The sequence below is a fragment of the Streptomyces sp. NBC_01520 genome (assembly GCF_045040375.1).
In the GTDB taxonomy this organism is placed as follows: Bacteria; Actinomycetota; Actinomycetes; order Streptomycetales; family Streptomycetaceae; genus Streptomyces.
In genome coordinates, this window is the sequence record NZ_CP109404.1 from 6,463,404 (window position 1) to 6,484,232 (window position 20,829).

At 68.4% G+C, this 20,829-nt stretch carries 17 protein-coding genes and 1 pseudogene; 11 read left to right on the forward strand and 7 right to left on the reverse strand.

Features of this window, described 5'->3' with window-relative positions:
* Positions 1–54: 54 nt before the first annotated feature.
* A complete protein-coding gene (locus tag OG524_RS29155; RefSeq protein ID WP_405393053.1) occupies positions 55–681 on the forward strand; it encodes a histidine phosphatase family protein in 627 nt (208 codons plus the stop codon).
* A gap of 315 nt (positions 682–996) precedes the next feature.
* Here OG524_RS29155 and OG524_RS29160 read toward each other — a convergent pair whose 3' ends face one another.
* Both OG524_RS29160 and OG524_RS29165 read right to left on the reverse strand, forming a co-directional pair.
* The gene (locus tag OG524_RS29160) at positions 997–2,247 is read right to left on the reverse strand and encodes an esterase/lipase family protein (RefSeq protein WP_405387736.1); all 1,251 of its coding nucleotides are present in this window, start codon (positions 2,245–2,247) and stop codon (positions 997–999) included.
* Positions 2,248–2,336: 89 nt separating this feature from the next.
* Positions 2,337–2,672, reverse strand: coding sequence for a hypothetical protein (locus tag OG524_RS29165; protein ID WP_405811960.1), 336 nt, complete (start codon positions 2,670–2,672; stop codon positions 2,337–2,339).
* 42 nt (positions 2,673–2,714) lie between these two features.
* Between OG524_RS29165 and OG524_RS29170 the strand changes: the two genes are divergently transcribed.
* Entirely contained in the window at positions 2,715–3,032 is a 318-nt protein-coding gene (locus OG524_RS29170) for a WHG domain-containing protein (protein ID WP_405387734.1), read from the forward strand.
* A gap of 80 nt (positions 3,033–3,112) precedes the next feature.
* On the opposite strand, the gene OG524_RS29175 is transcribed toward OG524_RS29170, so the two are convergent.
* Both OG524_RS29175 and OG524_RS29180 read right to left on the reverse strand, forming a co-directional pair.
* Positions 3,113–3,319 carry a DUF397 domain-containing protein gene (locus OG524_RS29175; RefSeq protein WP_405811961.1) on the reverse strand — a complete coding sequence of 69 codons (207 nt, stop codon included), beginning with the start codon at positions 3,317–3,319 and terminating at the stop codon, positions 3,113–3,115.
* The gene (locus OG524_RS29180) at positions 3,303–4,145 is read right to left on the reverse strand and encodes a Scr1 family TA system antitoxin-like transcriptional regulator (RefSeq protein WP_405811962.1); all 843 of its coding nucleotides are present in this window, start codon (positions 4,143–4,145) and stop codon (positions 3,303–3,305) included. The genes OG524_RS29175 and OG524_RS29180 overlap by 17 nt, the downstream gene beginning before the upstream one ends.
* Positions 4,146–4,352: 207 nt before the next feature.
* Between OG524_RS29180 and OG524_RS29185 the strand changes: the two genes are divergently transcribed.
* Positions 4,353–5,429 carry a lytic polysaccharide monooxygenase gene (locus OG524_RS29185; protein ID WP_405387731.1) on the forward strand — a complete coding sequence of 359 codons (1,077 nt, stop codon included), beginning with the start codon at positions 4,353–4,355 and terminating at the stop codon, positions 5,427–5,429.
* Positions 5,430–5,595: 166 nt separating this feature from the next.
* On the opposite strand, the gene OG524_RS29190 is transcribed toward OG524_RS29185, so the two are convergent.
* The 3 genes and pseudogenes from OG524_RS29190 to OG524_RS29200 all read right to left on the reverse strand — a co-directional run bounded on the left by OG524_RS29190 (position 5,596) and on the right by OG524_RS29200 (position 10,706).
* Positions 5,596–6,168 (reverse strand): dihydrofolate reductase family protein, encoded by a 573-nt coding sequence (locus OG524_RS29190; protein WP_405387730.1) that lies wholly within the window; start codon positions 6,166–6,168, stop codon positions 5,596–5,598.
* Positions 6,169–6,408: 240 nt separating this feature from the next.
* Positions 6,409–6,585: pseudogene (locus OG524_RS29195) on the reverse strand (class F sortase); the annotation flags it as partial.
* A gap of 272 nt (positions 6,586–6,857) precedes the next feature.
* The gene (locus OG524_RS29200; protein ID WP_405811963.1) at positions 6,858–10,706 is read right to left on the reverse strand and encodes a GH92 family glycosyl hydrolase; all 3,849 of its coding nucleotides are present in this window, start codon (positions 10,704–10,706) and stop codon (positions 6,858–6,860) included.
* 499 nt (positions 10,707–11,205) lie between these two features.
* Here OG524_RS29200 and ngcE point away from each other — a divergent pair, with 499 nt between their 5' ends.
* The 8 genes from ngcE to OG524_RS29240 all read left to right on the forward strand — a co-directional run bounded on the left by ngcE (position 11,206) and on the right by OG524_RS29240 (position 20,726).
* Positions 11,206–12,654 carry an N-acetylglucosamine/diacetylchitobiose ABC transporter substrate-binding protein gene (gene ngcE / locus OG524_RS29205; RefSeq protein ID WP_405387728.1) on the forward strand — a complete coding sequence of 483 codons (1,449 nt, stop codon included), beginning with the start codon at positions 11,206–11,208 and terminating at the stop codon, positions 12,652–12,654.
* A 50-nt stretch (positions 12,655–12,704) separates the two neighbouring features.
* Complete coding sequence (locus tag OG524_RS29210; RefSeq protein WP_405387727.1) at positions 12,705–13,628, forward strand: carbohydrate ABC transporter permease; 924 nt, start codon at positions 12,705–12,707, stop codon at positions 13,626–13,628.
* A 97-nt stretch (positions 13,629–13,725) separates the two neighbouring features.
* The gene (locus tag OG524_RS29215) at positions 13,726–14,643 is read left to right on the forward strand and encodes a carbohydrate ABC transporter permease (RefSeq protein ID WP_405811964.1); all 918 of its coding nucleotides are present in this window, start codon (positions 13,726–13,728) and stop codon (positions 14,641–14,643) included.
* A 103-nt stretch (positions 14,644–14,746) separates the two neighbouring features.
* Positions 14,747–15,229 carry a hypothetical protein gene (locus tag OG524_RS29220; RefSeq protein WP_405387725.1) on the forward strand — a complete coding sequence of 161 codons (483 nt, stop codon included), beginning with the start codon at positions 14,747–14,749 and terminating at the stop codon, positions 15,227–15,229.
* A gap of 806 nt (positions 15,230–16,035) precedes the next feature.
* Positions 16,036–17,235 carry an ROK family protein gene (locus tag OG524_RS29225; RefSeq protein WP_405387724.1) on the forward strand — a complete coding sequence of 400 codons (1,200 nt, stop codon included), beginning with the start codon at positions 16,036–16,038 and terminating at the stop codon, positions 17,233–17,235.
* 121 nt (positions 17,236–17,356) lie between these two features.
* Complete coding sequence (locus OG524_RS29230) at positions 17,357–18,469, forward strand: sugar ABC transporter substrate-binding protein (RefSeq protein ID WP_405387723.1); 1,113 nt, start codon at positions 17,357–17,359, stop codon at positions 18,467–18,469.
* Positions 18,470–18,663: 194 nt separating this feature from the next.
* Positions 18,664–19,452: an ATP-binding cassette domain-containing protein gene (locus OG524_RS29235; protein ID WP_384497907.1), complete on the forward strand. Its 789-nt coding sequence runs from the start codon at positions 18,664–18,666 to the stop codon at positions 19,450–19,452.
* Positions 19,449–20,726 carry a sugar ABC transporter permease gene (locus OG524_RS29240; protein WP_405387722.1) on the forward strand — a complete coding sequence of 426 codons (1,278 nt, stop codon included), beginning with the start codon at positions 19,449–19,451 and terminating at the stop codon, positions 20,724–20,726. The genes OG524_RS29235 and OG524_RS29240 overlap by 4 nt, the downstream gene beginning before the upstream one ends.
* Positions 20,727–20,829: the final 103 nt, after the last annotated feature.

Genomic DNA, 20,829 nt, shown 5'->3' on the forward strand with positions numbered 1-20,829 from the left:
CCTGTGAGCCGGTCCCTGCCCGGGGGCCGGCTCCTCGGCGCGAAGGCGGAGTCCATGGGTGAGCTGATCCTGATCCGGCACGGCGAGACCGAATGGTCCCGGTCCGGGCAGCACACGAGCCACACCGACCTGCCCCTGACGGACCTGGGCGAACGCCAGGCGCGCGCGCTCGTCCCCGTCCTGGCCGGACGCCACATCGGACTCACCCTCGTCAGCCCGCTGCTCCGCGCCCGACGCACCGCGGAACTGGCCGGTCTGCTCGCCCCCCGCATCACCCCCGACCTGCACGAGTGGAACTACGGGGCGTACGAGGGCGTCACCACGGTCGAGATCCGCGTCACCCGCCCCGGCTGGAACCTCTGGACCGACGGCGTCGCCCTCGGCCCCGGGGCGAACCCGGGGGAGGACCCCGCCCAGGTCGGCGCGCGCGCCGACCGGGTCCTGGCCGAGGTCCGGGCAGCGGCCTCACGCCTCGGCGACACCGACATCGTCCTGGTGGCGCACTCGCACTTCCTGCGCGTCCTCGTCGCCCGTTACCTGGGACTGACCACGGCGAGCGGCGCCCTGTTCCAGCTGGCCACGGGCGCGGTCTCCCGCCTCGGCACGGAACACGGCAAGCCGGTCGTCACGGCGCTGAACGTGGCACTGCCGGAGAGCCTGTACGGGGTGGCCTGCGCCTGAGGGTGCGGGGGACGGCCAGGCGCAGCCACGTCCGGCTCCGGGGGAGTGCCCACAGGCGCATCGGTCACGGCGACCACTCCCGCCTCTACGCCCGTCGGTCCGGTCCCGCGTCCGTCCGCTCGGCCCGTACGAGGGCGGGCGCCGTGACCGTCGGGGACGCGGGTCCGGTGCTTCGGCACCGCCGTCCGGGCGAGCCGGCCGGCTGCGGGCCGAGGGTGCCGCCCCGGCCTCGGTCCCGGCGGCGCGTGTGGGGCCCGGGACCCGACGGCCCCGGGCCCCACACGGGTATCGCTCCTGCCGAGGGCCTGCCGGTGGTCACGCTTCCTTGAGCTTGGTCACGATCCACTCGCCGAGTTCGCGGGTCATGGTGGTGTGGCCTTCGTTGGTGGTGGCACAGAGGAAGTCGTGGAGGTCGCTGCGCTCGGGGTCGATCTTGGCGTAGAGCGCGTCGTGGTCGTTGATGTCGGCCGACGCGACGGCGCTGATGGTGGGTACGAAGGTGGAGGCGTTGTAGGTGAGTTCTGCCTCGGTCCTGTTGACGCGGCCGGCGAGCATGGCGGCGATGCCGAAGTTGGCGGCGTCGCCGAGGGCGGGGGCCTGGGGGAAGAGGCCGCCGGGGGCGCCGTCGAGTTCGGGGAAGCCGGTGGTGCGGATCTCGGTCGGTTCCTGGCCGGGCTTGTCCATCCGGGCGACGGTCTGCGAGCCCCCGGCCTGGGTGTCGAGCCGGCCGATCAGCTCGGGTCCGTAGGAGGCCATCGCGGTGACGGCGGCGGGGATGTCGTTCCCGGCGCCGGTGCCGGTGCCGTTGGCGACGCCGAGCAGACGGGGGATCTGGGGCCAGTCGCCCATCCTCTCCAGTGCGTCGAGGAAGTCGGTGCGGTCCTGGTGCCGGCCGTCGGCGACGTCGAGGGTGGTCCCGGTGGCGGTGTCGAGGTGCCAGCGCAGCATCTGGCGCGCGGCAGGGCTGTTGACCAGGTTGGAGAAGGAGTTGTAGAGCGGCGTGAGGGGGCCTCCCCAGTGTTCCTTCACGTAGTGGGCGAAGGCCTGGACTCCCAGGGGCAGCCACGCGCCGCGGTGCGGGGTGTCGTAGGAGAGGTAGGTGGCGGTCTCGTGCCGCTCCTTCTGCCGTTCCATCTTGGCCAGGGCGTAGCGGGTGACCAGTCCGCCCATGCTGAAGCCGCCCACCGTGAGCGGGGCCTCGCCCTCGCGGTCGGCGATCGTCCTCCTGATGCACTCGATCGCGACGTCGGCGTTGTCGAGGACGGATGCGGTGCGGTCGGCGAAGCCCAGCAGGACCACGTCGAAGCCGGCCTCGCGCAGGGTGGACACGAACGGGTAGTCCCCGTTCTCCAGGCCCTCGTACAGCGCGCCGCCGTCGCTGCCTCCCGGGGCGAAGCCGTCGGCGAGGATCACCGGCCGCCTCACGTTCGTCCGGCCGGACGAACTGTAGAAGACCCAGGCGGTCCCGCCCCGGAGATCCCACTTCGTGTCCCAGGGGGCGGCTTGCGCGGCTGCGGGCGCAGCTCCTTCAGGGGTGCCCCAGATGTTGACGACAGGCTTGGACATGCTTCTACGTCTCCTTCGTGTCGCGGCGATCATGCCGAACCGCCATCGTTACGAGGCGCGCGCCGACAGCCCACCCAAATCCGGAGAGATCACTCCCCCGGGTACGAAACAGCCTGTTCACGCCCGCTCGTACGCGGGCGCGCATGCTGTGGAACCGGAGAACCCGACAGGTCCTGGGACCGGGCTTCTTCCACCCGGCGGTCCGGGGAAGCGGCGGCGGTGGCTCCCTTCGGGTAGTGGCGGCGCAGATCGGCGCCGAGGATGCGATCGAGCGTGCGGTCGGGCAGCAGCGGGCCCAGGCGCATGATCAGGGCGGCATCCCGGCCCGCCGTGCAGCGGGTGCGTGGCCTGCGGGTCGTCACGGCCTTCGCGATGGCCAGGGCGGCGGCGTCGGCGGCCAGGCCCGTATCGGTGCCCGACGCCATCAACGCGTTGTTCGCCCGGCGTCGGCCGCGACCGGCCGCACCTTGTACCAGCTGTTGTTCAGGCGGCGCGGACCGGGCGGGGAAGGACGCGTCCTGCGCCGGCTGTGCGGACCGGTGGGTGACCCGGCCGCGGCCGTCCGCGCGGCCGAACGCTTCCAGGACGAGTTCGTGGCCATCGTCGCCGCGTTGGTGGGGGAGCGGAACGCGCGGCACTACGGCGCCTTGCTGCTCACCGGCGCCCACGGCATCGCGGGCATGGAGCTCAGCGGCCACCTGGCCGCGGACAGGTGGCTCACCACCGCGGACGAACTCGTCGGCACCCTCGTTCGCATGGTCGCGGACACCGGCGGAACGACGTAGCGGCGCTCACGCCCCGTCACGTGTGAGGTCGTGTCCGACGGGCGGTCACGATGCGTGGAGCCGGGAGCGAGCGAGGCGAGTCAGAGGTCGCCGCGCCTGAGGGCGTCGACGAACGGGGTCCAGGGGGTGGTGGTGAAGGTGAGCGCGGGGCCGTCGGGGACCTTGCTGTCGCGGATGGGGATGAGGCCGGGGAGACCGTCGGCCACCTCGACGCAGCTGCCGCCGTCCGCGTTGCTGTAGGACGACTTACGCCACTTGTTCACCGTCAGGTCACGTGCACTGCTCATGGGGTGAGTGGTCCTTCGCGGTGGAGGCGATCAGGTCCAGGGACGCCTCTGGCGACAGAGCGAGGGCCCTGGCCAGATCATAGGCCGACCGGTGGTCGGCCACCAGCGTGGGCTCATCGATGAGTTGCCCGGTATAGACGCCCTCCGTATAGACGACCGCGGGGGCGTCGGGGAAATCCATGATGGAGATCATGGTGTTGAGGAAGGGGTGAGCTCCGGCTGAAAACGGCAGGACCTGAAGAACCACGTGCTGATGGGTGCGAGCGGTCTCGATGAGGTGGGCCAGTTGCTCGCGCATGATTGTCGTGCCACCGATCGGCACCTGTAGGGCGGCCTCATGGAGGATGGCCCAGAAGGCCGTGCACGTACCGCCTGCCAGCAGTTCGGCACGCGCCAGACGTGCGTCGACCTGCTGTTGCAGCACGTTCTCGGAGGCTCGCCTTGCCGACCTGAGCAACGATTCCGCGTACTCGCGCGTCTGAAGTACCCCTGGCACCAGCATCGGAGCGTACTCACAGATGCTGGCGGCCCGGGTCTCCAGCTCCGCCGCATCCGCGAAGTACCCCGCCACCTTCGACGTCCGTGCCAGCCGGCACAGCCGCTGCAAGTGTTCGCCGCTGCCCAGCAGTTCGTCCAGCGCGCGGGACAGCTCCACCTGCGGCCTCCGCTCCGCCGCCTCGAACAGGCCGATGTACGTGCCGGAGCAGAACACCCGCTCGCCCAACTGGTTCTGCGACAGCCCCGCCGCCTCCCGCAGGCGGCGCAGCTCCGAGCCGTAGAACGTGCGCGGGTTCGCGTACGGGTCGAGGTCCTTGGGCTGTGGCATGGTGCGGAACGTAGCGGGTTACCCCGCCCCCGTATGCGTGGATCCGGCCGCGTCACCCGGACGGGTAAGCGCGAACCCGTGCTGCGCGAAGCGTTTACACGGTTTCGGCCGAGCGCTAGCCTCCCGCAGTACGTACGAGTGGGAGCGCTCCCAATATCGCACCGCCCCGGCCCCCACCGGGCCCCCCGCAGCGAAGGGACGTACATCGTGATCCATCTGATCAGGCACCGATTACTGGCCGGCACCGGGCGAAGAGCTGTGCTCCTCACCCTGCTGGCGATCCTCACGACCATCCCCGCCCTTGGCCTCGTCGTCACCACGGGGGACAAGGCCCAGGCGCACGGTACGCCCATGAAGCCCGCCAGCCGCACCTTCCTGTGCTGGCAGGACGGGCTCACCGAGACCGGTGAGATCAAGCCCGTCAACCCCGCGTGCAAGGCCGCCGCGCAGCAGAGCGGGACCACGCCCTTCTACAACTGGTTCTCCGTGCTCCGCTCCGACGGGGCGGGCCGTACGCGGGGCTTCGTGCCCGACGGGGAGCTGTGCAGTGGCGGCAACACCAACTTCACCGGCTTCAACCAGGCACGGAACGACTGGCCGCTGACCCACCTGACCGAGGGCGCGACCATCGACTTCTCGTACAACGCCTGGGCCGCGCACCCGGGTTGGTTCTACGTCTACATCACGAAGGACGGCTTCGACCCGACGCAGACGCTCACCTGGGACGACATGGAGGAAGCCCCCTTCCTCTCCGTCGACCACCCGGCGCTGAACGGCTCGCCGGGCACCGTCGAGGCCGACTACCGGTGGAGCGGGGCCCTGCCCGACGGCAAGGACGGCCGCCACCTCATCTACATGGTCTGGCAGCGCTCGGACAGCCAGGAGACCTTCTACTCCTGCTCCGACGTGGTCTTCGACGGAGGGAACGGCGAGGTGACCGGGGTCAAGGAGGGCTCCACCACGCCGACCGAACCCCCGCCCGGAGCCTGCACCGCCACCCGGAGCACCACCGGCAGCTGGAACGGCGGCTATCAGTCCGAGGTGACCGTCACCAACACCGGAACCGTGCCCATGCTCGGCTGGATGGTGGACTGGACGCAGCCCGCCGGACAGAGCGTGGCCAGTCTCTGGAGCGGCGCGATGACGACGCAGGGGCAGGAGGTGATGGTCCACAACGCGGATTGGAACGGTTCGCTGGACCCCGGTGAATCGACGAACTTCGGTTACGTCACCGCGGGCGGCGCCCCGGACCCCGCACTGGCGCTCGACTGCGTCGTGGGGTGAACGAAGCGGTCGGCACCCTGCCCCGGGGTGCCGACCGCCACGGCGTGCTGTCCGCAGCGGGTGCGCCGGGCGGGAGGCCTTCCTCGGCGACGTGAGGGGGAGGGGCGCCGACGGACGCTCCAGGGCACGTTCCGCTCCGTGGCACGGCAGGGCGGCGCAAACGGGGTCAGCGGACGACGTCGAAGACGTTCTTCTGCAGGCCGTTGGCGTACGCCTCGTGCTCGACGAGCTTCAGCTTCTGCGTGTCCTTGTCCGTGTCGCTGAACAGCCGCTTGCCCGCGCCGAGCAGGAGCGGGAAGACGAGCAGGTGGTAACGGTCGATCAGTCCGGCGTCCGAGAGGGCCCGGTTGAGGGACGTGCTGCCGTGGACGATGATCGGGCCGCCGTCGGTCTCCTTCAGTGCGGCGACCTCGTCGAGCGACCGCAGGATCGTCGTCGGGCCCCAGTCCGACACCAGGGCGTCCTCGGTGAGGGTGGTGGAGATGACGTACTTCGGCATGTCCTTGTACTCGGCGAAGTCCGCCATGCCCGGCCAGACCGGGCTGAACGCCTCGTAGCTGGCCCGGCCCAGCAGCATCGCGGTGGCCTCCTGCTGCTCCCGGCCCTTGATCTCGAACGCCTCGGGGAGGAACTCCACGTCCTTGAAGGTCCAGCCGGAGTTCCGGTACCCCGGTTCGCCGCCGGGGGCCTCCATGACGCCGTCGAGCGAGACGAAGGCGGTGCTGATCAGGGTGCGCATCGAAGATCTCCCGATATCTCGTGTTCTGGTTCCCGGCAGGTCCGCCGGCGGCCGGTTTCGGCCGTTCGCGCGGCTGCCGTACGCGAACTCTGACTGATAGACCGCCGGCCGCGTGCGAACTCATCGGTCGTGGGAAGGGCCGGTACGCATTTCTCGGTCAGGCGTTCAGGCGCCCGGCAGCACGAACGGCCGGTACCTCGCCCCCGAGGCACCGGCCGGTTCCGTGCGGCGTGCCGTGGATCAGGCCGCCTTCTTCCTGATCGACGTGAGATGGGCGAAGACGACGACGTTGGCCGAGCAGCCGCCCTTCTTGCCGAAGCGTCCGCCGCACGTCAGGAGCCTGAGCTCCGGACGGCCGGTGGCCCCGTACACCTTTTCGTCCGGGAACTTCTCCTTCGTGCAGGTCTTCACCTTGTCGCGGCGGCGTGCGGATCGGCGCACCATGATCAGCCCGGCGATTCCGGCCGCGCCGGCCACCAACGCGGCCGAGGCCGCCCCGATGTCCGACTCACTCCCGGAGCTGACGCTCTCCGTGTCCGGGACGCCGCCGCCGCCCGCGGGCACCGCGCCGGACGGCGTGTCGTAGATCTCGGCGGTGCTCTTCCCGGTGCTCCTGTCCGCCTGCGCGCTCGGGCGGCCACCCGCGCACGCGGGTGGCCGCCCCCGGCCCCGTAACTCCGGTCAGGTGATCAGGAGATCAGCTCGATCTCCGCCAGCGTCGCCGCCGCCGTGCTCACCAGCCGGTACTTCGCGTACGAGCCCGGCGCGCCCACCGAGAACACCCGGGTCTGCTTGTCCCAGGCGAACGTCTGGCCGGACCGCTTGTCGAGATCCTTCCAGGTGGTGCCGTCCGAGGAGCCCTGGAGCACCCAGCCCGTCGGGGCCTTCGCCGCCGCGGACGAGGTCAGGGTGTACTGGACTGCCTTCGTGGCCGAAGCCACCGGCAGGTCCACCGACTCGACGGCGGCCGAGGTGGCCGAGGTGTTGTCGTACAGCGCGCCGTCGCCCTTGAGCACGTCGCCCTTCGGGGCGGGCACCTTGTCGTCCTGGGCGATGGAGACCGGGGCCGCGTTCTTGCCCGTGCCCCACGACGAGGGCCTGGAGCCCATGTCGAACTCCAGCACGCCGCCCTTGGCCAGCAGGTCGTGCGGCAGCGAAGTGGACGTCCATTTCCTGCCGTTGACCTTCAGGCCCTGGACGTAGATGTTCTTCGCGCTGTTCTTCGGAGCCTTGACGACCAGCTCGCGGCCGTTCTCCAGGTGCACGGTCGTCTTCGTGAAGAGCGGCGAGCCGATCGCGTACTCGCCACTGCCCATGACCAGCGGGTAGAAGCCGAGCGAGGAGAAGAGGAACCAGGCCGACTGCTCGCCGTTGTCCTCGTCGCCGTGGTAACCCTGGCCGATCTCGCTGCCCGTGTACAGCCGGCCGAGGACCTCGCGGACCTTCTCCTGTGTCTTCCAGGGCTGCGAGGCCGCGTCGTACATGTACGTGGCGTGGTGCGCGACCTGGTTGCTGTGGCCGTACTGGCCCATCCGCACGTCACGCGCCTCGGTCATCTCGTGGATGACGCCGCCGTACGAACCGACGAACTCGGGTCCGGCGGTCTCGGGGGTCGAGAAGTACGTGTCCAGCTTCTCGCCGAGACCGTCGCGGCCGCCGTACAGATTGGCCAGGCCACGGCTGTCCTGCGGGGCGGTGAAGGCGTAGCCCCAGCCGTTGGTCTCGGTGTAGTCGTAGCCCCAGACCCGCGGGTCGTACTGGTCCGAGGGCAGGCGCCAGTCGCCGTTCGCCTTCTTCCCCTGGAAGAAACCGGCCTTGTCGTCGAAGAGCTTGACGTAGTTCTGGGCGCGGTTGAGGAAGTACGCGGACTCCTCCTTGTAGCGCGCCTTCTTCGTCTTCGCGTAGAGCGCCCTGCCCATCTGCGCGATGCCGTAGTCGTTGAGGTAGCCCTCCAGCGACCAGGAAAGGCCCTCGTGCGTCGAGGTGTCGGCGTATCCGGTGAAGACCGAGGTCACCATGCCCTTGCGGCCGACACCCGAGGACGGCGGGGCCACCGTGGCGTTCTTGACGGCCGCGTCGTACGCCGCCTCCGCGTCGAAGTCCACGCCCTTGACGTACGCGTCCGCGAAGGCCACGTCCGAGCTCGTGCCCGTCATCAGGTCGGAGTAGCCGGGGGAGGACCAGCGGGAGATCCAGCCGCCGTCCTTGTACTGCTGGACGAAGCCGTCGACCATCTTGCCGGCCTGCTTCGGGGTGAGGAAGGAGTACGCGGGCCAGGTCGTCCGGTAGGTGTCCCAGAAGCCGTTGTTGACGTACACCTCACCCTGGACGATCTTCGCACCGGTGTGCGTCGGGGTGTCCGCGCCGGTCTGCGGCGAGAAGGGGCTCGCGTAGGTGCTCTTCCCGTCGACCTGCTCGAAGCCCGAGTTCGGGTAGAGGTAGAGCCGGTAGAGGCTGGAGTAGAGCGTGGTCAGCCGGTCGGCGTCGGCGCCCTCGACCTCGACCTTGCCGAGGATCTCGTCCCAGGCCTTCTGCGCGTTCCTCCTCACCTTGTCGAAGGAGGTCTTCGCCGGCAGTTCCACGGCGAGGTTCTTCTTCGCCTGGTCGACGCTGATGAGCGAGGTGGCCAGGCGCAGGCCGACCGTACGGTCCTTGCCCGCGTCGAAGCGGAAGAAGCCCGTCACGTCGTCGCCGCCGCCGCCCTTCAGCCTGCCGCTGTCGGTGACCGGTGCGTCGAAGGAGCCGTACACGAAGAGCCGGGTGGCCCCGGTGGAGCCGCCGCTCTTCACGTCGGAGTAGCCGGTGAAGGAAGCGGTCTCCGGGTCGAGGGTGAGACCGCCGTCGTTGGAGACGTTGTCGAAGACGAGGATCGCGTCGTCACCGGGGTAGGTGAACCGCATGCGCGCCGCGTGGTCGGTGGGCGTCATCTCGGCCTTGAGGCCGTTCTCGAACGTCACCCCGTAGTAGTGCGGGGTCGCCGTCTCGTTCTCGTGGCGGAACGGCAGCGCGCGCGCCGTGCGGGAGGCGTCCGGGGTGCCGGAGGCCGCCGACGGCATCATCTGGAAGGTCTGGCGGTCACCCATCCAGGGGCTCGGCTCATGACTGGCGCTGAAGGCCTGCAGCGTCGGCAGGTTGTCCGCGTTGTTGCCGCGCGAGTAGTCGTACAGCCAGCTCGTGGAGCCGGCGTTGGTCACCGGCGTCCAGAAGTTGAAGCCGTGCGGGACGGCGGTGGCCGGAAAGTTGTTGCCGCGCGAGAAGCCGCCGCTGGAGTTGGTGCCGCGGACCGTCGAGGCGTAGTCCGAAAGGTGCGCCTTGCGCTTCTCCGGAGCCTTCGGGGCGATCGTGATGTCGTCGATCCAGCCCTGGAACTTCGAGGGGCCCTTGGGGGAGTCGTAGGCCACCAGGATCCGGTCGACGGTCTTGCCGGCCGCGACCGTGCCGATGCGCGAGGCGACGCTGTTCCACTGGTTCACGTACAGCCGCTTGGCGTCGGCCTGGCCCTGCGGGGTCAGCAGCCCGCCGTGGCTGTCGGTGGCCTTCAGCCCGCTCAGGTAGGTGCCGTCGGTGAAGGCCAGGTCCACGGCGACATGGGTCGCCGGGTAGTCGAGGTCCGTCTCGGTCATCTGGGGATAGACCAGGTACGAGAGCCGCGTGTCCTCGGTGACGGCGGTGTCGACGTCGAAGACCTTGTTGTACGAGTACGCGTGGCCGTCCGGCTTGTGCGTGCCCGCGTACCGCAGGGCCTTCTTCCCGGTGAACCCCGCACCCGACTTGGCGGTGGGGGAGCCGGACGGGCCGCGGTCGACCAGGCTGCGCATGTCGGCGGGCGCGGGGGTGGTGGTGTCGCCGTCGGAGAACTGGACGTCGGCGAGCTGGATCGCGTCCGACGCGCCGTTGTTCTTCGTGATCTCCAGCCGGAAGTGCTGATAGGCCGTTTCGGCGGTGAAATCATACGACTTGGTCTGGAAACGCTCGGAGAAGGTCTGGTCGGTCCGGGTGTCCAGATCCGTCCAGGTCTTTCCGTCGGCGGAACCCTTCAGGGTCCAGTCCCTGGGGTCGCGCTCGGCGTGGTCATTTGCGGAAGTGAGCGCGTATGTCACGACCTTGACGGGTTCCACAAGATCGAATTCGGCCCAGCCGGAGGACGTGAAAGCCAGCCACTTGGTGCCGGACTCGACATCGACCAGGTTCTCCTTGACCTCGCCGCCGCCGGTGTTCTCGCCGCTCGCACGGACTTCGGTGACCTGATCGGTGACATTGCCCGGTATTCCGGCGGAGAAACCGCCGTCGATGCCCGATGCCCTCTTCTTTCCGTCCTGACCCTCTTCGACGGTATTACGCCAGTCCGGCTGCTTTTCGTCGTCCTCGAAGGAGGAGCTGAACGATGTTTCCCCGGAGGGCTTCTGTAGGGGTCCGGACGGTTGCGCGAAGGCCGCGGTGGGGGCCGCCGCGACCAGGACGAGCGAGGCCGCGATCACCGCGGCGGAGTGGCTTTGTCTCTTTCGAGAGCCTTGCTGAAGACCACGCAGGGGCTGCATACGGAGTCGTTCCTCCCGGGGGGCGTACATGGACAACGTTGTCATTGGGGGATACGTGTTCCAGTAGGGAGCCAAGTGCTCGGATGTGTCAAGGGTGTTGCGCGCAGTCGCATGCGCGGATCGACCGTAATCCGGAAATGAGCGTTCCGGTGTCAGGGCGCGCGGTGCCGAGGAGTCGGTGAGGTCTCAACTCGGGAAAGACTGCCGCTCAACCCTGCATTCGATCTTGCTCACTTGGCGGCAAGTGGACTATACCTGTCGGCGTCTGCACAGGCCGTTCCACACGGCCCGCGGACATGGGGGACGGTGGAACGTTTTGTGGGGTGCCCGAGGCATCTCCCTGTACGGTCTTCCGAAACTCCCCCACTGCACCTGGAAAACCGGCAATCTGCACGACCCAAGCGCAACTGACCGCGGTGGCGGGGCCCTTCGCCTGAGGCGAATTCACGACGGGTGACCGGTACACCGCCTGAGTCCTGGAGAAGGCGAGGACTTGAGCATGGGATCCACCTCCGCCCACAAGAATGAGGGCCTTGGCCGTCGCGATGTGATCAAGCGTTCTGCCGCACTCGGCCTGATCGCTGTTCCGACGATGAGCTTCCTTTCGGCCTGCGCGAGCGGCGACAGCGGGAGCGACGAGAAGGTCACCAAGGGCAAGACGTCCGCGAAGAACCCGCTCGGCGTCAACGAGACCGCAGCCCTCGAGGTCGTCATCTTCAACGGTGGCTTCGGCGAGCAGTACGCCATCGACGCGGAGAAGAAGTACAACGAGGCCTTCCCCAAGGCTCCGAAGGTCAAGCACGCGGCGACCCAGAAGATCCAGTCCCAGCTGCAGCCGCGGTTCAACGGCGGTACCCCGCCGGACCTGATCGACAACTCGGGCGCCGAGCAGATGGACATGGGTGTCCTCGTCGGCAAGAAGCAGCTGCTCGACCTGACGCCGCTGATGGACGCCCCGTCCTACGACGACCCGGCCAAGAAGGTCCGAGACACGCTGCGCCCCGGTGTCCTGGAGATGGGCCAGTTCGACGGCGACCCGGTCTGGATCATGTACTACGCGTACACGGTCTACGGCGTCTGGTACTCGCAGACGAACCTGGAGAAGCTCGACTCGGCGTACCCCGAGACGTGGGACGACATGCTCGCCCTCTGCGCGAAGGCGAAGAAGAAGGGCATAGCCGGCTGGACGTACCCCGGCAAGTACCCGTACTACCTGCCGTTCTCGCTGTACCCCTTCATCGGCAAGATCGGCGGCCGTGAGGTCCTCGACAAGATCGACAACCTGGAGCCGAACGCCTGGAAGGACCCGGCCGTCAAGGCCGCGTTCGAGGCGTACTACGAGCTGTTCCAGAAGGGCTACGTCCTCAAGGGCACCCCCGGTCTGACCCACATCGAGTCGCAGACCCAGTGGACCAAGGGCAAGGCCCTGTTCATCCCGAACGGCTCGTGGGTGGAGAACGAGGCCGCGCCGACCACGCCCGAGGACTTCAAGATGATGGTCGGGGCGCCGTCCAGCCTGGACGCCTCCGACAAGCTGCCCTACGGCACCATCTGGGCCTCCGGCGGCGAGCCCTTCATCGTCCCGTCCAAGGCGAAGAACCCCGAGGGCGCCATGGAGCAGCTGCGCATCATGCTCTCCGAGGAGTCCTCCAAGAACTTCACCAAGCAGGTCAAGTCGCTCAGCGCCTTCAACGGCGGCACCGACGGGCTGACCCTGTCCACCGCCATGCAGTCCGGTGTCGACGTGCTGAAGACGGCCGGCGACAACGTGGTGAACCCGCGGCTCCAGGACTGGTACGTGAAGCTGCAGAAGGAGCAGATCGGTATCGCCGGCATCGGCGAGATGATGGCCGGCCGCGCGACCCCGGCGGAGACCATCAAGAAGATCCAGGGCTTCGCGGACGCGGCAGCCAAGGACCAGTCCATCAAGCACTACAAGCACCAGTGAGCAACCGTCACCAGCGGCGGCACCCGCTCAGAGATCGGGGTCGGTAAACGATGCAGCACGGCAAGTACCGGTTCATCGTGGGGTTCCTGGTAGCCCCACTGGCGTTGTACGCCATCTTCGTCATCTGGCCCTTCGCCCAGTCCATCTACTACTCGTTCACGGACTGGACCGGCTTGAGTCCGGACTTCCAGATGGTCGGCTTCGACAACTACAGCCGGATGCTCGACGACGACATCTTCTGGAAGTCGCTGCAGCACAGTGTGCTGCTCGTGCTGCTGCTGCCGCTGGTGACGCTCGGCCTGGCGCTCTTCTTCGCCTTCATGCTCAATGTCGGCGGTCGTCGGCGTAGGAACGCCGCGATCGCCGGCGTGCGGGGCTCCTCGTTCTACAAGATCGCGTACTTCTTCCCGCAGGTCCTGTCGATCGTGATCGTGGCCCTGCTCTTCCAGTTCGCGTTCAACCCGACGTCGGGAATGCTGAATTCGACGCTGAAGGCGGTCGGCCTCAACAGCCTCCAGCCGGACTGGCTCGGCGACCCCGACCTCGCGCTCTACTGCGTGATGGTGGTGCTGATCTGGTCGACGGTCGGGTTCTTCGTCGTCCTCTTCTCCGCCGGAATGGCGTCCATCCCGAAGGACTTCTACGAGGCGGCACTGCTCGACGGTGCCAGCCGCATCACGACGTTCTTCAAGATCACGCTGCCGCTGCTCTGGGACACGGTGCAGTCCGGCTGGGTCTACATGGGCATCCTGGCGCTCGGCGTGGAGGCCTTCACCGCCGTACAGGTCATGACGGTGGGTCCGGGCGGTCCCGACTACTCCACCACCGTCCTGCCGCTGTACGTCTACCAGACGGCCTTCCGCGACGCCCAGGCCGGATACGCGACCACGATCGGTGTCGGGCTGCTGATCGTCACGATGCTCTTCGCGGCCGTCGTGATGCGGCTGGGCCGGCGCGATCGGCTGGAGTACTGATGCCGGCCGTTGCGGGGTACGGCGACCGGGACACCGGGAGCACGCACATCAGCTCGGTCCCGGAGGCCGGCTCGACAGCTGTACGAGGTGAACACACGTGAAGGTCACTGAGACTCCTCCCGCCGTTGTGGCCCGGCGCTCGCCGGTGGCGAAGACGGACGGTCCGGGCGGCGAGCCGGCGAAGAGCAGCGAGGGCAAGGTCCTCAACGTCTTCTCGCACGGCGTCCTGGTCATCTGGGCGGTGCTCGTCGTCATGCCGCTGCTCTGGGCGGTGATGGCCTCCTTCAAGACCGACGACTCGATCCTGTCGACGCCGTGGGCGCTGCCGGACAAGCTCCACTTCGAGAACTGGTCACGGGCCTGGACCCAGGCCCACATGAGCGACTACTTCTTCAACACCATCCTGGTGGTCGGCGGTTCGCTCATCGGGACCCTGCTGCTCGGCTCGATGGCGGCGTACGTGCTGGCGCGGTTCGACTTCCCCGGGAACCGCTTCATCTACTTCCTCTTCATCGGCGGGATGAGCTTCCCGATCATCCTGGCGCTGGTCCCGCTGTTCTTCGTCATGAACAACATGGGGCTGCTCAACTCGGTGCACGGGCTGATCCTGGTGTACATCGCGTACTCGCTGCCGTTCACCGTCTTCTTCCTCACCTCCTTCTTCAGGACACTGCCGACCTCGATCGCGGAAGCGGCCATGCTCGACGGGGCCTCGCACACCAGGACGTTCTTCCAGGTGATGCTCCCGATGGCGAAGCCCGGCCTGATCAGCGTCGGGATCTTCAACTTCCTCGGCCAGTGGAACCAGTACATGCTGCCGACGGTGCTCAACACCGACCCGGACGGCAAGGTGCTCTCCCAGGGCCTGGTCGAACTGGCCACCAGCCAGGGGTACAAGGGGGACTGGTCCGGCCTCTTCGCCGGACTGGTCATGGCGATGCTGCCGGTGCTCCTGGCCTACATCGTCTTCCAGCGCCAGGTGGTCGCCGGTCTGACGGCCGGGGCGCTCAAATAGCCCCGGCAGGCCGCCGACGACGGAGGACCGTGCCCGTGAGGGCGCGGTCCTCCGCATGCGCCCGGGGTGGCGGGGGCGTGGCGCCCCGGAACCCTGAGGTTTCGTGATCACCGCATCCGACCCCTGGCAGGGGCACGACTTCGCGACGCTGTTCACGGTCCTGCTCGCCGGAGTGCCCGCCCTGTTCGGCCTCGCCGGGTACCTCTGCTCCCGGCTCTCGCGGCGGGCGCGACGAAGCCGCACCCCTCCTGCCGTGTGGCGGGACCTGTCCCTGGCGGCGGCCGGCGCGACGCTCGCCCTCTATCTGTGGGGCTGCCTCCACGTCCTGTTCGCCGAGGACCAGGAGCAGGCGCAGGAGTGCGAGCGGAACCGCCCCGGGGGGACCCCGGGCCTGGTCGGGCGCAGGGGCGACTTCGTCCCGCTGCGGCTCGTGTGCGAGGTCTCGGACGGCCGTGACTTCGCAGTCCTCATCCCCGGCTACGTCAACCCTGCCCTTGCCGTCCTGCTGCTGCTCGCACTCGTCTGCGGCCTCGTGACAGGCCTCCTCCACCTGAGGCAGCGCAAGGGAGCGGGCGGCGAAAGCTGATCGTCGGGCTCATGGCCTCGGGGTCGGCCCTGCCTCACGTCGATCCAGTACTTCGGGCGTGCGGCCCAGGCCAGCGCGGCGGCGGTCCCGCCGAAGAGCCCCGCTGCGGGGTTCACGTACCCGGGCACGACGGCCTCGTACGTCCGCCCGTCGGTGAGGCGGCACCGGAATTCCAGGGGGAGGAACGCGTACGCGGACCCGCTGACGGATCCGGCGAGCTCCGTGCCCGGCCGCTCCTGACAGGCCTGCGCCTGACGGCTCTCGTCCAGGGTCACGAAATGGAGCAGGCCCCAGGTGCAGAAGCCGAACGCGCAGGCCCACGCGGCTGCTGCGGCGCCCCGGACGGCGGTGTGCGCGTCCCGCCGGCCGCGCAGCAGCCCCGCAGGCCGCGGACGGCCGCCCACAGGGTGAGGCCGATGCCCAGCGGCGTCAGCAGGACACGAGACCGATGGAGAGGCCGTCGGAGGAGTCAGTCACCAACATGCGTCGGAGCCTTGTCAGTTGTCCCGGAAATGCGGAGCGGTACTTCTCCATGATCGGGCAGAGTGCTGTCCGCCGTCCGGCTGTCGGGCGGCCCGTCCCCCGGCACCCCGTCCGGTCGTCCGTTGCGCCCGGGTTCCTGCCTGTGTGCCGCGTGCTCGTTCGAGAGTTCCAGACAGAGGGAGGGCTTCGGCAGTGTTCCGGCCCGGAAGCGGAGGGTCGTGCTCATCAGAGGCTCTGACTGCTCAAGGTCTTGACGGGGGGCACCCCAAAACGCTCAGCTTAGGGTTCACATGTTAGAGAAACCGGCAGGAGTGAGAGAGTCGATGGAGACTCCGGGGTCGCAGACATCTCTGCACAGGGCCAACCTTGAGCGGGTCGTACGTGCCGTGAGGATGGCTGGGGCACTGACCCAGGCCGAGATCGCCAGAAGCACCGGCCTCTCCGCAGCCACTGTCTCCAACATCGTTCGCGAATTGAAGGACGGCGGCACGGTCGAGGTGACCCCCACCTCGGCGGGCGGGCGCCGTGCGCGGAGCGTCTCCCTGAGCGGGGACGCAGGCATTGTCATAGGGGTTGATTTCGGACATACTCACCTTCGGGTGGCCATCGGCAACCTGGCCCATCAGGTGCTGGCCGAGGAATCGGAGCCGCTGGACGTCGACGCCTCGTCGGCGCAGGGCTTCGGCCGGGCGGAACAGCTGGTCAACCGCTTGGTCGAGACCACCGGGATAAGTCCCGAGAAGGTGATCGGCGTGGGCCTGGGCGTACCGGGACCGATCGACGTCGAGTCCGGCACGCTGGGCTCCACCTCGATCCTGCCGGGCTGGACGGGGATCAATCCCAGCCAGGAGCTCGCAGGGCGCCTCGGTGTGCCCGTGTACGTGGACAACGACGCCAACCTCGGGGCGCTGGGCGAGCTCGTGTGGGGCAGCGGCCGCGGGGTCAGGGACCTCGCGTACATCAAGGTCGCCAGCGGTGTCGGCGCCGGTCTGGTGATCGAGGGGAACATCTACCGCGGACCCGGCGGTACGGCCGGTGAGATCGGGCACATCACGCTCGACGAGTCGGGCCCTGTCTGCCGCTGCGGCAACCGCGGCTGCCTGGAGACCTTCACGGCCGCCCGGTACGTCCTGCCCCTGCTGCAGCCCAGCCATGGGCCCGATCTCACGATGGAGCGGGTGGTCCAGCTGGCCCGCGAGGGCGATCCGGGCTGCCGCAGGGTCATCGGGGACGTGGGCCGGCACATCGGCAGCGGGGTGGCCAACCTCTGCAACCTGCTCAACCCCAGCAGGGTGGTCCTCGGCGGATCCCTCGCGGAGGCCGGGGAGCTGGTGCTCGGGCCCATCCGTGACTCCGTCTCGCGGTACGCCATCCCCAGCGCGGCGCGACAGCTCTCCGTGCTGCCCGGCGCGCTCGGCGGCCGGGCGGAGGTGCTGGGCGCGCTGGCCCTCGTTCTCAGTGAGATGGGGGATTCAACCCTTTTGGAAAGCACACTGCCTGCCGCGACGCCTGCCTTCACTTAGATAACGAATGGCACCGTTGTCATCTCGTTAAGGATTTACTCCTTGACGCTGACGTTGCGGCCGAGTTGACTTCCGTCCACCTCGGCCGCAACGTCGCGGCCTCGTCAGGGAGGTTCGAAAGATGAACACGCGTATGCGTCGTGCCGCCGTTGCCGTTGCCGCCACCACGATGGCCGTCTCACTCGCTGCCTGTGGCAGCGCCAAGGAGTCGGGCGACAAGACCAGCACGGAGTCGGGCGACAAGGGTGATGGCGTCAAGATCGGGCTGCTTCTGCCCGAGAACGTCACCGCCCGTTACGAGAAGTTCGACAAGCCGATCATCGAGAAGAAGGTCAGCGAGCTGACCGGCGGCAAGGGCGAGGTCGTCTACGCCAACGCCAAGCAGGACGCCACACTGCAGGCGCAGCAGGTCGACACCATGATCACGAACAAGGTCGACGCGCTCATCGTCGACGCGGTCGACGCCAAGGCGATCGAGAACAGCGTGAAGAAGGCCAAGGACGCGGGCATCCCCGTCGTCGCCTTCGACCGCCTCGCCGAGGGCCCGATCGACGCCTACACCTCCTTCGACAACGAAGAGGTCGGCCGCGTGCAGGGCACCGCCCTGCTGGAGGCCCTGGGCTCCGCGAGCAAGCCCACGATCGTGATGATGAACGGGTCGATCACCGACCCGAACGCCGCGCTCTTCAAGAAGGGCGCCAAGTCCGTCCTCGACGGCAAGGTGACGTACGGCAAGGAGTACGACACCAAGGAGTGGAAGCCGGAGAACGCCAACGCCAACATGGAGGGCGCGATCACGGCCCTCGGCAAGGACAAGATCGCCGGCGTCTACTCCGCCAACGACGGCATGGCGGGTGGCATCATCCAGGCCCTCAAGTCCGCCGGTCTCTCCAAGCTCCCGCCGGTCACCGGCCAGGACGCCGAACTCGCCGGTGTCCAGCGCATCGTCACCGGTGAGCAGTTCATGAGCGTCTACAAGCCGTACCCGCAGGAGGGTGTCGTCGCCGCGGAGATGGCCGTCGCGCTCGCCAAGGGCGAGAAGCTCGACAGCATCGCCACGTCCAAGGTCGACAACGCCGGCACGAAGGGCATTCCCACCGTGCTCGTCCCGGTCGTCTCGCTGACGAAGGACAACATCACCGACACGGTCATCAAGGACGGCATCTACACGTTCGACGAGATCTGCTCGGCCAAGTACAAGGCCGCCTGCGACGCCGCCGGTCTGAAGAAGTAGGCCCCCACCGCGGGGCGCCTGTCACAGGCGCCCCGCGCGGCCTCCCGAAGCCTGTCCGGTGCCCCGCCCACCAACTGTCCCGCTACCGGGCGGGGCGCCGGACGGAACGCTTCCGCTGTTTCTCACTCTTCTGCTCAACCACCGCACCCCCCTCGGGCGGCGCGGTATCCCCGCCGGGTCAGGCGGCGAAGGAGATGGTTCACGTGTCCGCTACGCCCGTGTTGGCGTTGCGAGGGGTCTCCAAGCGATTCGGTGCCGTCCAGGCGCTCACCGACGTCGAGCTTGAGGTCCACGCCGGTGAGGTGGTCGCCCTGGTGGGTGACAACGGAGCCGGAAAATCAACGCTGGTCAAGACGATCGCCGGAGTCCACCCCATCGATGACGGAGTCATCGAGTGGGACGGCCGGCAGGTCCAGATCAACAAGCCGCACGATGCCCAGAACCTCGGGATCGCGACCGTCTACCAGGACCTCGCGCTCTGCGACAACATCGACGTCGTCGGCAACCTCTACCTCGGCCGGGAGCTCCGCAAGTTCGGAATCCTCGACGAGGTCGAGATGGAGCGCCGCTCCCGCGAGCTCCTCAGCACGCTGTCGATCCGCATCCCCAGCGTCCGCATCCCGATCGCCTCGCTCTCCGGCGGTCAGCGCCAGACCGTCGCCATCGCCCGTTCGATGCTGGGTGAGCCCAAGCTCGTCATCCTCGACGAGCCCACCGCCGCACTCGGTGTCGAGCAGACCGCGCAGGTCCTCGACCTCGTCGAGCGGCTGCGCGAGCGGGGCCACGCGGTCATCCTCATCAGCCACAACATGGCCGATGTGAAGGCCGTCGCGGACAAGGTCGCCGTGCTCCGGCTGGGCCGGAACAACGGGGTCTTCGACGTGAAGACCACCTCGCAGGAAGAGATCATCTCCGCCATCACCGGCGCCACGGAGAACGCCGTGACCCGTCGTGCGGCGCGCAACGCGGAGGTCCAGAAGTGACAACCGACAAGACGTCCACCGCAGTGGTCAACCCGGAGGCCGCCAAGGGCGCCGACACCGCGGTCGACCCCCGGCTCCTCGTGCGCGAGCAGGGCCTCGGTGGCTACCTCACCGAGTTCAAGCGCAAGATGCGCGGTGGTGACCTCGGCTCGATCCCCGTGATCATCGGCCTGATCATCATCGGCGTGGTCTTCCAGAGCCTGAACTCCGAATTCCTCTCGGCGAAGAACATCAGCGACATCGCCGTGACGATGGTGGCCACCGGCATGATGGCCGTCGGCATCATCTTCGTGCTGCTCCTCGGCGAGATCGACCTCTCGGTCGGCTCGGTCAGCGGTGTCTCGGGCGCGGTCGTCGCCGTGCTCAGCGTCACGCACGGCATGAACGAGTGGCTCGCCGTCCTCGTCGCGATCCTCAGCGGCGCGGTCATCGGAGCCATCCACGGCTTCTTCTTCGCACGGATCGGCGCCCCCGCCTTCGCGGTGACCCTGGCCGGTCTGCTGTTCTGGCTGGGCTTCATGCTCCAGCTGCTCGGTGACACGGGCACGATCAACCTGGACAGCGACGGAGTCGTCGGCAAGCTGACCACGTACTACTTCGCGGACGTCGCCGCCGCCTACGGCCTCGCCGCCGTCGCGGTGATCGGCTACTTCCTCTCCGCGTTCCTGGACACCCGCCGCCGTGAGGCCGCGGGCGTCCCGTCGCGGCCGATCGTCGACATCCTGGTCCGCACCGTCGTCCTCGCGGTGTTCGCCTTCGGCGCGGCGTTCATGTTCAACCAGTACCGCGGCCTCCCGCTGGCCCTGGTCCTCTTCCTCGTCGTCCTGGTCGGTACGGACTTCGTCCTGCGCCGCACCTCTTACGGGCGGAAGATCTTCGCGCTCGGCGGCAGCGTCGAGGCGTCCCGCCGCGCGGGCATCAACGTCACCGCCATCCGCGTCTCGGTCTTCGCCATCGCGGGCACCTTCGCGGCGATCGGCGGCCTGTTCTGGGCCTCCAAGATCGCGGCGGCCAACCAGGGCTCCGGCGGCGGCGACCTCCTGATGAACGTCATCGCCGCGGCCGTCATCGGCGGAACCAGCCTCTTCGGAGGCCGGGGCCGTACCTGGAACGCGCTCCTCGGCGTCATGGTGATCGTCTCGATCCAGTACGGCCTTGCACTGGAAGGCATCGCCACACCGATCAACTACATGATCACCGGCGCTGTTCTTCTCATCACGGTCGTCATCGACTCCGTCACCCGCAAGACGCAGAAGACCGCAGGCCGCGCCTGACCGTCCGTACCTGCACACCCGTGCCCGGCGTCCCCGTGACGCCGGGCACAGGCATGTCCGCCGCGACGCGGCGCGGACCAATGCGCCGCCCGATGACCGCGGC